Origin of the sequence: Lentzea miocenica (assembly GCF_033949945.1) — a bacterium.
In the GTDB taxonomy this organism is placed as follows: Bacteria; Actinomycetota; Actinomycetes; order Mycobacteriales; family Pseudonocardiaceae; genus Lentzea; species Lentzea miocenica.
On the sequence record NZ_JAXAVW010000031.1, the window covers coordinates 17,603 to 31,722 of the forward strand.

Annotated in this window: 12 protein-coding genes; 6 read left to right on the forward strand and 6 right to left on the reverse strand. The window is 67.3% G+C overall.

Features of this window, described 5'->3' with window-relative positions; genetic code table 11:
* Positions 1–22 precede the first annotated feature (22 nt).
* Together SK803_RS32610 and SK803_RS32615 are read left to right on the forward strand one after the other, a co-directional pair.
* On the forward strand, positions 23–2,392 hold the full coding sequence (locus tag SK803_RS32610) for an NACHT domain-containing protein (RefSeq protein WP_319969997.1): 2,370 nt from the start codon (positions 23–25) through the stop codon (positions 2,390–2,392).
* Positions 2,392–4,998 carry an NACHT domain-containing protein gene (locus SK803_RS32615; RefSeq protein ID WP_319969998.1) on the forward strand — a complete coding sequence of 869 codons (2,607 nt, stop codon included), beginning with the start codon at positions 2,392–2,394 and terminating at the stop codon, positions 4,996–4,998. The genes SK803_RS32610 and SK803_RS32615 overlap by 1 nt, the downstream gene beginning before the upstream one ends.
* Here the strand turns inward: SK803_RS32615 and crcB are convergent.
* From crcB to SK803_RS32630, 3 genes are read right to left on the reverse strand one after another with little or no spacing between them, the layout of a single operon-like run.
* Positions 4,943–5,281, reverse strand: a complete 339-nt coding sequence (crcB, locus tag SK803_RS32620; protein ID WP_319969999.1) for a fluoride efflux transporter CrcB — start codon at positions 5,279–5,281, stop codon at positions 4,943–4,945. The two genes, SK803_RS32615 and crcB, sit on opposite strands and share 56 nt — an antisense overlap.
* Positions 5,278–5,649, reverse strand: coding sequence for a fluoride efflux transporter FluC (locus SK803_RS32625; protein WP_319970000.1), 372 nt, complete (start codon positions 5,647–5,649; stop codon positions 5,278–5,280). The genes crcB and SK803_RS32625 overlap by 4 nt, the downstream gene beginning before the upstream one ends.
* Positions 5,633–6,073 carry a MarR family winged helix-turn-helix transcriptional regulator gene (locus SK803_RS32630; RefSeq protein ID WP_166050476.1) on the reverse strand — a complete coding sequence of 147 codons (441 nt, stop codon included), beginning with the start codon at positions 6,071–6,073 and terminating at the stop codon, positions 5,633–5,635. Before SK803_RS32630 ends, SK803_RS32625 begins: the two co-directional genes overlap by 17 nt.
* A gap of 57 nt (positions 6,074–6,130) precedes the next feature.
* Here SK803_RS32630 and SK803_RS32635 point away from each other — a divergent pair, with 57 nt between their 5' ends.
* The 3 genes from SK803_RS32635 (at position 6,131) to SK803_RS32645 (ending at position 10,071) form a co-directional block, all read left to right on the forward strand.
* On the forward strand, positions 6,131–7,165 hold the full coding sequence (locus SK803_RS32635) for an MFS transporter (protein WP_319970001.1): 1,035 nt from the start codon (positions 6,131–6,133) through the stop codon (positions 7,163–7,165).
* Between the two features lie 74 nt (positions 7,166–7,239).
* On the forward strand, positions 7,240–8,043 hold the full coding sequence (locus tag SK803_RS32640; protein ID WP_319970002.1) for an SAM-dependent methyltransferase: 804 nt from the start codon (positions 7,240–7,242) through the stop codon (positions 8,041–8,043).
* Positions 8,044–8,097: 54 nt separating this feature from the next.
* Positions 8,098–10,071 (forward strand): putative bifunctional diguanylate cyclase/phosphodiesterase, encoded by a 1,974-nt coding sequence (locus tag SK803_RS32645; RefSeq protein WP_319970003.1) that lies wholly within the window; start codon positions 8,098–8,100, stop codon positions 10,069–10,071.
* On the opposite strand, the gene SK803_RS32650 is transcribed toward SK803_RS32645, so the two are convergent.
* The 3 genes from SK803_RS32650 to SK803_RS32660 are packed head-to-tail and all read right to left on the reverse strand — an operon-like array spanning position 10,037 to position 12,752.
* Positions 10,037–11,395, reverse strand: coding sequence for an NAD(P)(+) transhydrogenase (Re/Si-specific) subunit beta (locus SK803_RS32650; RefSeq protein ID WP_319970004.1), 1,359 nt, complete (start codon positions 11,393–11,395; stop codon positions 10,037–10,039). The two genes, SK803_RS32645 and SK803_RS32650, sit on opposite strands and share 35 nt — an antisense overlap.
* Entirely contained in the window at positions 11,392–11,658 is a 267-nt protein-coding gene (locus tag SK803_RS32655; protein WP_319970005.1) for an NAD(P) transhydrogenase subunit alpha, read from the reverse strand. Before SK803_RS32655 ends, SK803_RS32650 begins: the two co-directional genes overlap by 4 nt.
* Positions 11,655–12,752, reverse strand: coding sequence for a Re/Si-specific NAD(P)(+) transhydrogenase subunit alpha (locus SK803_RS32660; RefSeq protein ID WP_319970006.1), 1,098 nt, complete (start codon positions 12,750–12,752; stop codon positions 11,655–11,657). Before SK803_RS32660 ends, SK803_RS32655 begins: the two co-directional genes overlap by 4 nt.
* A gap of 24 nt (positions 12,753–12,776) precedes the next feature.
* Between SK803_RS32660 and SK803_RS32665 the strand changes: the two genes are divergently transcribed.
* A complete protein-coding gene (locus SK803_RS32665) occupies positions 12,777–14,102 on the forward strand; it encodes an RNA-guided endonuclease InsQ/TnpB family protein (RefSeq protein WP_319970007.1) in 1,326 nt (441 codons plus the stop codon).
* Positions 14,103–14,120: the final 18 nt, after the last annotated feature.

The following is a 14,120-nucleotide window of genomic DNA, read 5'->3' on the forward strand; positions in this document are numbered from 1 at the left end:
CATCCGACGCGGAGGGGGCTTCGTGCCGAGCACCGATTCCGCCGTGTCGCGGATCGTCGCGGAACTGACCGGCCAACTGGCGGACGACCTCGGCACCGCGGCGCTGGACTACCTGGCGACACCCGACTTCGCCGCGGTGGTCTTCCAGGCCCGGACCCACCCGGTCCTGCACGAGGCGGCGCGAACGCACCTCCGCGAAGGCCTTCGGCTGGCCGGAGTCCCGGACGTCTCCGTGGCCGACACCATCCACCGACGGCTGATCACGTACACCGACCCCGTCGACTTCTCAGCCGACCTCGGATTCCTGCTGGCCGCGGCCAACAGAGCCGGCCTCGTGCTCCAGCGCCTGACGTCCCTGGCCGAGATTCACCACTTCACCACCCGCCTGCGCCGGCAGATCGTCGCTCTGCACAGCGAGATCAGGCTGCCGCACGCGGACGTCGGGCGGGCTGTCCCCTGCGACTTGCTGTACGTAGAGCCGGAAATCGACTCGTCTGAGCTCGGCACTCCCCGCGGTCGCACGGTGATCCTCGGCGATCCGGGCTCCGGCAAGTCGACCTTCGCGGCCAAGCTCGCCCACGACGTCGCATCCGAGGCGTCCGGCAGAGTGCCGTTCCTGATCGTGCTCCGAGACTTCCAGAAGCCGCTGGCGGACTACAGCGGTATCCCGCACTGCCTGGAATCGATGTGCCGAGCGCCGTACGACGTCGACCCACCGCCTGACGCCGTCGACTACCTGCTGGCCACCAACCGGGCGGTGGTCGTGCTGGACGGCCTGGACGAGCTGACGGACCTGACGTTGCGGCGTCGCGTCGTGATGCAGCTGGAGTCCTTCGCACGTCAGCATCCGCTGGTGCCGATCGTCGTCACGACACGCGGGCACGGGTATCAGGAGAGCCCTCTCAACGCCGAGACGTTCCGGCAGGTGACACTGCCCGCCTTCACCGAACACCAGGTCAAGGCCTATGCCCAGCGTTGGTATGCGCTGGACGAGTCCAACCCGCGTTCCGAGCAGTTCAGGCTCACGAGCTCTTTCCTGGAAGACAGCCGGCACGTCCCCGAACTGCGCTCAAACCCTTTGCTGTTGTCACTGTTGTGCGCGATGAGCTCCAGCGACCGCTACCTGGCCCGCAACCTCGCGCTGGTTTACGAGCGGTGTGCGGTGCTGCTGTTCGAACGCTGGGACGCCCTGCGCGGGATCGCCACGCCGTTCAAGTTCGACAGACGGGTCCGCAGGGTGCTGGCGGACCTCGCCTGGCAGATGCTCTCGGCGCCGGTGTCCGGCAGTCTGCTGTCGCACACCAGGATCACGGCCTTCCTGACCGACCACGCAGCCATGTCGTCCGACGACCACGACGAGCTGGTCATGGCCACGACGGCGCTGCTGGACCACTGCACCGGGCGCGCGTGGCTCATGACCGATTTCGGATCCACGGACACCGAACCGTTGCTCGGGTTCACCCATCGGGCGTTCCTCGAGCTCCTGGCCGCGAGCCACGTCCTGCGCACGCACGACTCCGCTGCTGAGATCTGGGCCGCGTTGCGGCCGAACGTCGACGGCTGGGGAGCCATGCCGCAGATCGCGCTGCAGCTGTTCGACCGCAGCTTCGCGAACGGCATCGACTCCCTGCTGCAGCTGGCCAACCGCGACTACGCGGACATGTTCGCCGCGAAGGCACTCAGCCACGCACATCTCCGGCCGGCCTTGACCGAAACGATCACGCACCTGTGCGCAGGTCGTGCACTGGCAGTGGATCCGGACGAGCGGGTCTCCTTCTTCCCCACCGGAGAACTGCCGGCCAACGACGAGCCACTGCTGATCTGCCTGCGCGACAGCCTGGCGGGGAACGTCCCGATCGTGCTCAACGCCCTGACCGAGTTCATGGAGCAGCTGCCCAGCGGCCAGTTGCGGGCCGCACAGCTCGTCCGAGGCGTCCTGAGCCTGCCGTGGCCGGATCGCGCCGCGCTGGCGAGGCTCGAACGCCTGAGCCGACTCGCCAGTCGTCTGGAGATGGCACAGGAGCGAGGGCCGCACGCGTACTTCGAGTTCTGGTCCTGCCTCGGCCAATCGGTCCCTTCGCTGGTGATGGAGGAAATGTACGACTCCTCGAACCTGCCTTCCGACAAGCCGTGGATCTCAGGCGAGCGATGGTTGCGCGACTACGAACGAGCCCGGCACCCGCTGCCCGCCACCAGGCTCGGGCCCGGGTTGTCGTTGCCCTATCTGGAAATGCACGTCGAGCACGGGCATCCACTGCCCTTCGAACCCACGCAGGTGCACGTCGCCCTGCTCGACGCCCGCAGGCGTGCGGAGGCCACCGGCAGCGACGACCTGCTCCGGGCATGGACGAGCAACCGCTTCAACGTCTTCTCGTGGCAGGAGAAAGCCTGATGCCGATCGAGTCCGATGTTCTCCGCGTCATCGCCGAGGTCAACGGCAAACTGACACCGGGGATCGACGACTCTCCCTCGGTGGTGCCGCACACGGAGTCGTACGGAGCTGAGCGGCTGTTGCTGCAGATCGGCGAGGACGCGACCAAGCTGCGGGACTACCTGCGGTCTCCAGACTTCGCCACCCTCGCCGCGCAGATGGTGCTGACCGACAAGGCCGACAGCAGCATCGACGACCAGCTGCACCACGGACTGCGGCTCGCGGGCATCGCCCCGCACGTGCTGGCCCGCACCAAGACAGTGTTGCTGATGGCGTTGCAGGACGGCTGGTCGAGGTCCGCTCTCCGGTTCGCCGACACCCACTACGCCGTGACCCCGCACGATCACAAAGCCTGCGCCGCCGCGAACGGCCGGCTGCTCGCGGAACTCCAGTCGCTCACGGAGATCAACGCGTTCGCCACCGAGATGCGCCACCAGGTCCGCAAACTGCACGGCGAGATGCGCCTCCCGCACATCGGCACCACGAAAACAGTGCCGTACAACGAGCTTTACGTTCAGCCGCACCTCGACCACACGGCGGCTCCCATCCCGTTCGGCGCTCCCGGCAGCCGGGCGGTCGTGCTCGGCGACCCCGGCGCGGGCAAGTCGACCCTGGCCGAGAAGCTGACGTACGACGTCGCGGTGGAGGACTCCGGACGGGTGCCGTTCCTGGTGGTGCTGAGGGAGTTCAACGACCTGCTGCGCGTGCCGGGCACCGACGTCCCGAAGCTGCTCGAAACGCTCTGCGTCGCGCCGTATCACTGCACGCCCCCGCCCGCGGCGCTGCAGTACCTGCTGCGCAACGGCCGCGCTGTCGTCGTGTTCGACGGACTCGACGAGCTCGTCCAGACCGAGCTGCGGAGCCGAGTCGTCAAGATGGTGACCGGATTCGCGCACGCCTACCCGTTGGTGCCCGTCGTGGTGACAGCTCGCAAGATCGGGTACACCGACGCGGCGCTCAACGAGAAGCTGTTCCCGATCGCGTATGTCAACGAGTTCGACGAGGAACAGGTTCTCCAGTACGTCAAGAACTGGTTCGCGCTGGACCTGAGCGCCAAACCGGCTGTCCGGGAACAGCTGCCCAAGTCGTTCATGAAGGAGAGCGAGGACATCGCCGAGCTGCGCAGCAACCCGCTGTTGCTGGCGCTGCTGTGCACGTTGTACTCATCGGACCGCTATCTGCCGAACGAGCTGTCCAAAGTGTACGAACGGTGTGCGCTGATGTTGTTCGAGCAGTGGGACAAGGGCCGGGAGATCCCGCTGCCGCTGGAGTTTCGCGGACATCTGCGCGAAGCGGTCGAACACCTGGCATGGAACATGTTCACCGCGCCGAACTCGGGCGAGGCACTCGAAGAGAGCCAGATCGTCCGGCTGTTGAGCGCCTACCTCGAACCGAAGCTGGAAGACCCGGTGGAAGCGTCAGTTCTCGCCGAGGCCTTCCTGCGTTTCTGCACAGGACGCGCATGGGTGCTCAACGACGTCGGTGCGACCAGTGTGGAGCGCCGGTTCGGCTTCACCCACCGGACGTTCCTCGAGTACTTCGCGGCCCGGCGCCTCGTCCGCAACAACCGCAGCGGTGGCGCGCGCCAGCTGTGGGCGGTGATGGGGCCGCGCGTCGAGGCCGGCGTGTGGGACGTGGTCGGGCAGATCGCACTGCAGCTCTACCACGACGGGACGGCGGACGGCGTCGACGAACTTCTCATGACCGCGGTCGAGAACGACGGCTTGCGGTTCGCCGCTCGTGCGCTGGGTTACGTCCAACCGAGCCGGCGGACCATCCGTGCCATAACCCGCGCGGCGGTGAACAGATCGCTCTCGATCTCGATCGAGAACCGCACGGGCTACGATCCCGGTGTTGTCATTTCGGCCGACGACGTTCTCGTCAGCTGCGCGCGACGGTCCTCACCCGCCAACAGGCCGATAATCGAGAAGACCATCGAGGAAGAGCTGGCCGGGAACCAGGCCGACATCTCCGACCTGGTCCGGCAGTACCTTCGCCACGAATTCCCGGGGCAGGATCGAACGGATCTGCGAGGCAGGTGGTGGGCAGCGCCTTATCTCGTCGACGGCAATCTCATCGATGTGCATGAGCTCGTGGCCTCGTTTGGCCCCAATGTCCTCTTCCACTCGCATCAGTTTCACCACACGCACTACTACGCCGCAGCCGTGAGGTTGTCGAGCGTTGAGCAACCGGACCAATCCCCGCGAAACGCGCTCGCGGAACTCATCATTCGCTCAGCTGTGCCGTGGACGACGTGGCTGAACCTCAAACAGGCGTACGGGCAGCCGGTTCCCGCGGTGGAAGGGGTGGGACACGACGCCCTCACGGCACTTCTGTGCTTGCCGTACCTGGAACATTGCGCGGACTACGGCTTCGACGGAGTGGCGACGATGCTGCCGGTTCAGGCGGACCTGGTCTGGGCGCGGTACTGCCGGCGCGTCGACCTCAGCCTGCTCCCCCAACTCCCGGAGCTGGTGCGGCCCTACCTGACCGCGTGGATGGAGGGTCAGATCAATGTGACAGGGTCAAACCCGCTGCGGCCGCGCCGATGCCAAGAACCACGCTGACCACCACGTTGAGCAGGGCTGCACCGTACTTCTCCGCCTCCAGCAGCTTCACCGTCTCGTAGCTGAACGTCGAGTACGTCGTGAGCCCGCCGCAGAACCCCACCCCGAGCAGCGGCATCCAAGACGTCCCAACGAAAAACCCGATGAGAAAGCACCCGACGACGTTGACCGTCAAAGTGCCCCAAGGGAAGTCCGACGAGTGCCGCGACTGCACGAACCGGTCCAACAGGTACCGGCAAGGAGCCCCGAGCGCAGCCCCGAGAAACACCGCCAGAACGGTCACCGGGTCACCCGCAACCCGAGAAACGCTGCCAGCACAGCACAAACCGGCGTCAGCCACAGGAACACCGACCAGGACAAGGCGTACGACGAGAACGTCGTGAACCCGCCCAGCAGGCCGACCCCGAAGAAGGCCCGCACCAACGGCCGGGGCACCACGCCCATCAGCACGCCGATGAAGAACGACCCCAGCACGTTGATGACGAACAGCCCCCACGCGCCCGGCACGAAGGACGACAGGCCGTAGCGCGCCACGCCGCCCAGCCCGCCGCCCAGCGACACCAGCGCGACGAACGGCAGGTGCAGCTCCTGGCGTTGGGCGGGGACGTGCAGGTCGACGTCCGGGTCGATCGGGTCAGGTGGGTTCGGCAAGGTGCTCGACCAGGTGGTCCAGAGCCTTCAGGGCGCGCACGACGTCCTCCCGTTCGGAGGCCTCCAGCTTGCCCAACGCGGCGCCGATCCGCTTCTCGTGCTCGCGCTGCCAGACGAGCAGCTGTTCGTGTCCACGGGGTGAGACGGACAGTCGCGCTACCCGTCTGTCCTTGGGGTCTCCGCCGCGCACGACGAGGCCCGAATCGATCAGTTGGGACACCAGCCCGGACACCGTGTTGGGGGCCAGCTTCAAGATCGCGGCGAGGTCGCCGACCTTCATCGGCGGGCGTTCCGCGAGGGTCTGCAACAGCTCTACCTGCGCCATCGGCAGGGATTCCCAGGGCCAGTCCGCACGGATGCTCGTCCGCAGCGCCCGGCGCAGGCGAGTGACGACGTCGGTGAGCGTGCGGGCTTCGTCTGACATGCGGAAATCCTACTGAACTCACGACAATAGCTCTGTGTCAGATATAATCTGGGTACGATGAACTGGTTCGTCACGGAGTCACCCAGACCGGCGTGGATCGCACGCCGGTCGTATGCGCCGTGGCTGGTCATCGCGACCGTGTGCTTCGGCGCGTTCATGGGGCAGTTGGACGCCTCGATCGTCACGCTGGCGTTCCCGGCGATGAGCGCTCACTTCGGCAGCGATCCCGAGTGGATCTCGCTCAGCTACCTGATCACGCTCGTGGCGTTGCTCGTCCCAATGGGCAGGATCGCGGACCGGGTCGGGCGCAAGATCGTCTACATCTACGGCTTCGCGCTCTTCACCGGTGCGTCGGTCGCGTGCGTGTACGCGCCGAACTTCGACGCCCTCATCGCCGCCCGCATGGCACAGGCGGTGGGTGCGGCGATGTTGCAGGCCAACAGTGTTGCGCTGGTGACCACCGCGGTGGTGCCCGAGCAACGGCGGAAAGCGCTCGGCATCCAGGCCGCCGCGCAGGCGACCGGGCTGGCGGCCGGACCACTGCTCGGCGGGTATCTCACCGAGCACTACGGCTGGCAGGCCGTGTTCGCGATCAACGTCCCGATCGGGGTCGTCGCCATGATCGCCGGCCACTACCTGCTCCCCCGCACGAAGACCAAGCCCGAACGGACCAGGCCGAGCTGGCAGGTCCTGCCCGGACTGGCCGGTGTGCTGCTCACCTACGCCGCGCTGTTCGCGCCGATGACGTTGCTTCCGTTCACCATGAAGCAACCGTTGGCGCACATAGGACTCACGATCGCCGTGCTGCCGCTCGGGTTCGCCGTAGCGGCAACGACACTGCACAAACCGGGCATCACCACCGGCGCGTTGATCACGGCCACCGCGGTGCTCCTGCCTGTGCCGCAAGTGCTTCAGCTCGCGGCGGCGGGCATCGGGCTCGGCATCATCGCGCCGGCCTGCACGAAACGGGTGATGAGCGCGCTGCCGGAGGCGTCGGCGGGGGTCGGGAGCGGGCTGGTCAACGTCGCGCGAGGACTTGGCACGGCACTGGGTGTCGCGGTCGCCACCGCGCTGATTCACACGTTCCAGTGATAGCAGGAGCCTTTGCTAGTCCAAAAGGGCGCCACCCCTGCCGCACTCGTGTGGCGACTCAGTAGCCTGAGGCCATGTCCGAACGGGTGAGCTGGGTTCCGGATGGTCTCGACACCGGGAAGCCGAGCGCTGCCAGACTGTACGACTACCTGCTCGGCGGCGGGCACAACTTCGCGGCCGACCGGATGCTGGCGGAGAAGTTCCTGCAGGCCCAGCCGAACGCCCGCACGATCGCGCGGTTGAACAGGGCGTTCCTGCGCAGGTCCGTGCTGTTCATGATGGACAACGGGATCCGCCAGTTCCTCGACCTCGGCTCCGGCATCCCTACGGTCGGCAACGTGCACGAGATCGCGCGGAAGGCAGACCCCGAGACCCACGTCGTGTACGTGGACTTCGAGGAGGTCGCGGTCGCGCACAGCCGGCTCATCCTGGAGGACGACCCGCGGGCGACGATCATCCAGGAGGACATGACCCGCCCGGCGGACGTGCTGAAAGCCGCGGATGAAAGCGGGCTCATCGACTTCACGCAACCCGTCGGCGTGCTGACGGCGGGGGTCTTCCACTTCGTGCCACCGGAGGCCGATCCGCGCTCGGTCGTGGCCGCCTACCGCGATGCCGTGCCCGCGGGCAGCTACCTGGCGTTCTCGCAGTTCACCCAGGACCTGCAGCCCGAGGAGATGGCCGGCGTCGTCGAGGTCATGAAGAAGAGCCAGAACCCGATGTTCCCGCGCACCAGGACGGAGATCGAGGGGCTCTTCGACGGGTTCGAGCTCGTCGAGCCCGGCATCGTGCCGCTGCCGCTGTGGCGGCCGGAGGGCACGAACACCGACGATCCGGACAAGGCGGGCATCTACGCGGCTGTGGGCCGGAAGAACTAGCTCAATTTGCTCATGTTGGCCCGGTCGCGGTAAGTCCGTACGCTCTGTCACAGCATGGAACTCTCGGAACTCGCCCGCCGCTGGATGCACGCGCTGACCGCGACCGCGTACATCCCGCTGTCCCACGCCGAAATCGAGCAGGCGCTGCTCGACTCGCTGGCCGAGTTGCCGACGGAACCTGAATCGGTCGCCTATCGATTGGTGTCACTGCACGCAACCGGGCCGGACTCGTTGCGTGCCACGATCGACGTTCTTTCGCCCACGTTCGAGCTACCCGTGCTCGCGAGGTTGAGCTCCGCGTACGCACAGGCCATGCGGATGGACGCGTTCGACCAGCAGGAGGAGATCAAGGTCGCGATCGTGCGGGCCAAGCAGCGGGTCGAGCGCACGCTGAAGGTCAGCCAGGCGCGCTTCCAGGAGGTCTTCGACTCCGCCGCGCTGGGCATCGCGATCACCGACTTCACCGGCAGGTGCGTGCAGGCGAACGACGCGCTCGCCGAGATCGTCGGGCTGGCGTCGGGTGCCGACCTGAGCGAGAAGAACCTGACCGACTTCTACCACCCGGAGGACGTGGCCGCCCTGGGTGCCTCGTACCGGAAGGTGCAGGAGGGACGGCTCGAGAGGTTCCGCGACCAGCGCAAGCTGATCCGCGCGGACGGCGAGCCGGTGTGGGTGCACCTCGCGGTGTCGTTGCTGCGCGACGCGGACGGCCTGCCGACGCACCACGTGACGATGGTCGAGGACATCAGCGAGCTGCACCTGTTGCAGCGCAGCCTCGACCACCAGCTGCTGCACGACTCGCTGACCGGACTCTCGAACCGCCAGCACTTCACGAGCCAGGTGGAGCGACGGCTCGACAGCGCCCCGATCACGTTGTACCACCTGGGTCTGGACGCGTTCTCGGTCGTCAACAACGGCCTGGGCCACGAGACCGGCGACAAGCTGCTCAAGATCGTCGCGGCCCGCCTCGGCAAGCTCGCCAGTGAGAAGAAGGCGATCGTCGCCAGAATCGGCGGCGACGAGTTCGCGCTCCTGACGACCGCGGACAACGTCACCGCGACCATCGACGACATCCAGGAAGCGCTCGGCGAACCGACCTTTGTGGACGATCACGGCATCGCGCTGTCGGTGAGCATCGGCGTGGTGGACCGGCCGCCGGCGTTCACGACCGCGGGCGAACTCATGCGGTGCGCCAACGCCGCGCTGCGCCAGGCGAAAGCACGTGGCAAACGGCAGTGGGCGTTGCACGACCAGCACGACGACGCCCGCCGCCGCGGCAGATACGCACTGGCCGCGTCGATGCCGGGCGCCTGGGAGCACGGCGAGATCGAGATCGTCTACGCGCCGGTGCACGACCTCGAGACCCGCGAGGTGCTCGGCGCCGTCGCCAGGCTGCACTGGGACGACCTGAGCCACAACGACACCATGGCGCTGGCCGACTCGACGGGCCTGTCGCTCCCCATCGGCAAGTGGCTGCTGCGCGAGGCGTGCGCCCAGGCCGCGCGATGGGTGGCCGAGTTCGGTGACAGGGCACCGACCTTGCACGTGGCGTTGGGGGCGTTGCAGTCCCGCGACGAAGACCTGGTCGGGGACGTCAAACGAGCACTGGACGAAACGGGCCTGCCGCCCGGCCGGCTGCGGATCGCGCTCGACATCTCGTCGGTGCTGGCCGGTGACGACAACGTGGTGGTGCTGCACGACAACGGCGTCGTGACGGCGCTGGACGGGTTCCACGGCGGGCACGACGAACTGACCGTGCTGACCGAGGTGCCGGTCCGCTCGGTGATCACCCGCGCACCCGCGCCGCACCCGGATTCCCCGATGCGCCAAGCGATGCGCGACCTGATCACGACCGTGCACAGCTTCGGCGTGCGGTTCGGCGTCGACGAGGTGCACACCCTCGAAGACGCCGACCAGTGGCGCTCCCTCGGCGCGGACGGCGTGATCGGCCTGCTGCCGGCGCTGACCGCGACCGAGGTGACGGAGCTGCTGGCTACAGCTGCTTCACCGCCGACAGAAGCTTCGTGAGCGAGTCCTTCGCGTCACCGAACAGCAGCGTCGTCTTCGGGTTGTACAGCAACTCGTTGTCCACACCGGCGAACCCGGGCCGCATCGACCGCTTCATGAACACCACGGACTTCGCGCGGTCGACGTCGAAGATCGGCATGCCGTAGATCGGGCTGGACGGCTCGTCCCGCGCGCCGGGGTTCACCACGTCGTTCGCCCCGACCACCACGGCGACGTCGACCGACGTGATGCCGGGGTTGACGTCGTCGAGCTCCTTGAGCTGCTCGTACGGCACGTCCGCCTCCGCGAGCAACACGTTCATGTGCCCCGGCATCCGGCCCGCGACGGGGTGAATCCCGTACGCCACCGAGACTCCGCGCTTTTCGAGCTGCGTCACGAGCTCGCGCACGGCGTGCTGAGCCTGCGCGACCGCCAACCCGTATCCAAGCACGACAACGACGTTGTTCGCGTACCCCAACAGGATCGCGACGTCCTCGACCGTGCCCGACTTGACCGTCCGCTGCTCTTCCCCGTGCGCGACTACAGGCGCGGCCTTGAACGCCCCGAACAGGATGTTCGCCAGCGAACGCCCCATCGCCTGCGCCATCAACCGGGTCAGGATCGTGCCGGACGCGCCGACGAGCGTGCCCGCGACGATCAGCAGCGTGTTCGCCAGCACGTAACCGGACGCGGCGACCGCAAGACCCGTGAACGCGTTCAGCAATGAGATCGCGATCGGCACGTCCGCACCACCGACCGGCAGCACGAACAACACGCCCAGCGAGAGCCCGACCGCCACCAGCAACCACAGCAGGAACCCGTTCGGCACCGCCATCGTCAAGGCGCACAAGGCAACCGACGACACACCGGCGGCGATCGCGAGCTGCTGCCCGGCCGGCAACAACACCGGCCGCGTCGTCATCAGCTCCTGCAGCTTCAGGAACGTGACCACCGAACCGGAGAAGCTGACCGAACCGATCAGCACCGTCAGCACGGTCGCGAGCCGGAACATCACCGTGGTGTCCGGCACCGAGAAGAACTCCGCCAACGCCACCAGGGCCGCAGCGGCGCCACCGACACCGTTGAACAGCGCCACCATCTGCGGGATCGCGGTCATCTTCACCGACCGCGCGGCCGGAATGCCCACCACCACACCGAGTGCGACGGCGATCAGGATCCACAGTCCGTTGTGGACGACGCCGTGCACGTACGCGGTGATGACGGCGACCAGCATGCCGAACGCGCCGATGAAGTTGCCGTAGCGCGCGTATTTGGGCGAACTCAAGCCCTTCAGCGCCAGGATGAAGCACAGCGCGGCGACGAGGTACATCAGCTGGACGATCATTTCTTGAACATCTCCAGCATCCGGTCGGTCACCACGAAGCCGCCGACGACGTTGACCGTGGCCAGGAACACCGCGAGCACCCCGAGAACCAGCTCCAGGGTGCTCTCGGCGGACCCGGTGATCAGGATCGCGCCGACGAGGATCACGCCGTGGATGGCGTTCGCACCGGACATCAGCGGCGTGTGCAGGATCGTGGACACCTTCGAGACCACCTCGAAGCCCACGAACACGGCCAGCACGAAGATCGTCAGCAGGTCGATCACGGCAACTCCTTGCGGATCTGACCGTCGTGGGTCACGCAGCAGCCGTTGAGCACCTCGTCGTCGAGGTTCGGTCTCACCGACCCGTCCGCGATCATCAGCTTGAGCAGGTTGAGCACGTTGCGCGAGTACAGGCGGCTCGCGTGCACCGGCATCGACGACGGCAGGTTCAGCGCGCCGTGCACCAGCACCTCGCCGACCCAGGTTTCCTGCCCGGCAACGGATCCCGCGTAGTTGCCGCCGGATTCCGCGGCCAGGTCGACCACGACGCTGCCGGGCGCCATCGCCTTGAGCATGTCGGTCGTGACGAGCACCGGGGCCTTGCGGCCGGGGATCGCGGCCGTGGTGATCACGACGTCGGACTGGGCGACGTGCTCGCCGATGAGTTCTCGCTGGCGTTCCAGGAACTCCTCGGACTGCACGGACGCGTAGACGCCGGACTGCGTTTCCAGGTCCAGTTCGAGGAACTTCGCGCCGAGGCTGCGGACCTCCTCGCCGGCGGCCTTGCGCACGTCGTACGCCTCGACGACGGCGCCGAGACGACGCGCGGTGGCGATCGCCTGGAGGCCGGCGACACCGGCGCCCAGCACGAGCACCTTGGCCGGGGGCACGGTGCCCGCGGCCGTGGTGAACATGGGCAGGAAGCGCGGTAGTCGTTCTGCGGCGACCAGGACGGCCCGGTAGCCGGCCACGAGGGCCTGCGACGACAGGGCGTCCGCGCTCTGGGCACGTGTCACGCGTGGCAGCAGGTCGAAGCTGAACGACGTGACGCGGCGGTCGCGGTAGACCTCCAGCAGCTCGCGGTCGTTCGCGGGCTGCAGGAAGCTGATGGTGATGGCGCCGGGTTTGAGCAACCCGGCCTGGTCGAGGGTCAACGGCTGCACGGACACGACGACATCGGACTCCGACGTCGGGTCCTCCGGCGTCACGGTCGCTCCGGCCGCGCGGTAGGCGGCGTCGAGGGCGTGGGCGTGACGGCCGGCGCCTTCCTGGACGTGCACGGTCAGTCCGGCGTCGACCAACGACGACACCGTCTCAGGTACACAGGCGACGCGACGCTCGGCGGGCCGCGACTCTGCGGGTGCTCCCACTTTCACCGTACGCACGTTACGCGATCAAAGGTGACCTGGGCCATATCATCATGTCCTCCGAAAGATGCCCCGGCGTTCAGCTGGCCGGTGGTGCGATGTTCGCGACCACCCGACGGAGGCGAACATCTGTTCGGTAAGGTCGCCTGCGTGGCGGATGCGGCGAGCGTGGCCCGGTATACCTTCCGGCTGCGCCTGTCGTCGTCCGCTCGCCGCGTGTTGCTGGTGGAGTGGGATCGCTGCCGGTGGGTGTGGAACCAGTGCGTCGCGCAGTCGCGTGAGACCCATCGGCACAACCGCGAGATTCCCGGCGACCCGCGCACGTGCGGCCCGGCGCAGTTGGACAAACTTCTGACGGGCTGGCGTGCCGGGCATGGGTGGTTGCGTGCTGGGTCGTCGGTGGCACAGCAGCAGGTCATCCGGGATTTCGGCGCGTCGCGTGCCAAGGCGCTCAAGGATGTGCGGGAACGGGTGCCGCAGTGGCTGCGTGCCGGGATGCCGCGGTTCAAGAAGAAGTTGCTGGCCGAGCCGACACTCAACTACACCCAGCGCGGGTTCCAGTTGCGCGACGGCATGCTGCGCCTGGCGGGCGGGATCGCGGTGCGGCCGGTGTGGTCGCGGGAGTTGCCTGGCGTGCCGTCGTCGGTTCGCGTGTACCGCGACAGCCTCGGCCATTGGTACTGCTCCTTCGTCGTCCAGACGCAAGTCCAGGCCTTGCCTGCGACCGGCCGGGTGATCGGTGTCGACTGGGGTGTGAAGGAACTCGCCACCACTACCAGCGATGCGTACGACTTGCCGCATCCTGAGCACGGCAGGAACGCCGCGAAGGGCCTGGCACGGTATCAGCGGATGATGGCCCGTCGCCGCCCGGCTAAGGGCCGGCCCGGTTCGAAGGGCTACCGGCACGCGAAGCGGCAGGCGGCGAAGATCCAGAAGAAGATCGCCCGGCGACGGGAGGACACCGGTCGCAAATGGGCCAAGCGGGTTGTTCGCGACCATGACGCGCTTGCTGTGGAGGACTTCCGGCCGAAGTTCCTGGCCAGATCCACGATGGCGCGCAAAGCCGCGGATTCCGCGATCGGTGCCACCAAGCGTGGGCTGATTGCGATGGCCCGCAAACACGGCCGTGACTTGCGGCTGGTGGACCCCAAACACACCACGATGGACTGCGCGGCATGCGGTGCGAGAGCCAAGCACGCCTTGCCGCTGTCCGAACGCATCTACACCTGCATGTCGTGTGGAGCCGTGTCCTCCAGGGACAAGAACTCCGCGGCGGTGATGTTGGTCCGGGCAGGTTTGAACCCGGTCGGCGCTGACGGCACAAGACCTGCTCGTCCGCCGGACGAGCAGGCAGCCTGAGCCGAAAATCCCCACATA

Excerpts from the sequence above, each read along its gene's own strand:
- SK803_RS32630 (WP_166050476.1), bottom strand. The coding sequence starts at position 6,073 with ATGTCAGACGAAGCCCGCACGCTCACCGACGTCGTCACTCGCCTGCGC.
- SK803_RS32650 (WP_319970004.1), bottom strand. The coding sequence starts at position 11,395 with ATGATCGTCCAGCTGATGTACCTCGTCGCCGCGCTGTGCTTCATCCTG.
- SK803_RS32640 (WP_319970002.1), top strand. The coding sequence starts at position 7,240 with ATGTCCGAACGGGTGAGCTGGGTTCCGGATGGTCTCGACACCGGGAAG.
- SK803_RS32635 (WP_319970001.1), top strand. The coding sequence starts at position 6,131 with ATGAACTGGTTCGTCACGGAGTCACCCAGACCGGCGTGGATCGCACGC.
- SK803_RS32645 (WP_319970003.1), top strand. The coding sequence starts at position 8,098 with ATGGAACTCTCGGAACTCGCCCGCCGCTGGATGCACGCGCTGACCGCG.
- SK803_RS32615 (WP_319969998.1), top strand. The coding sequence starts at position 2,392 with ATGCCGATCGAGTCCGATGTTCTCCGCGTCATCGCCGAGGTCAACGGC.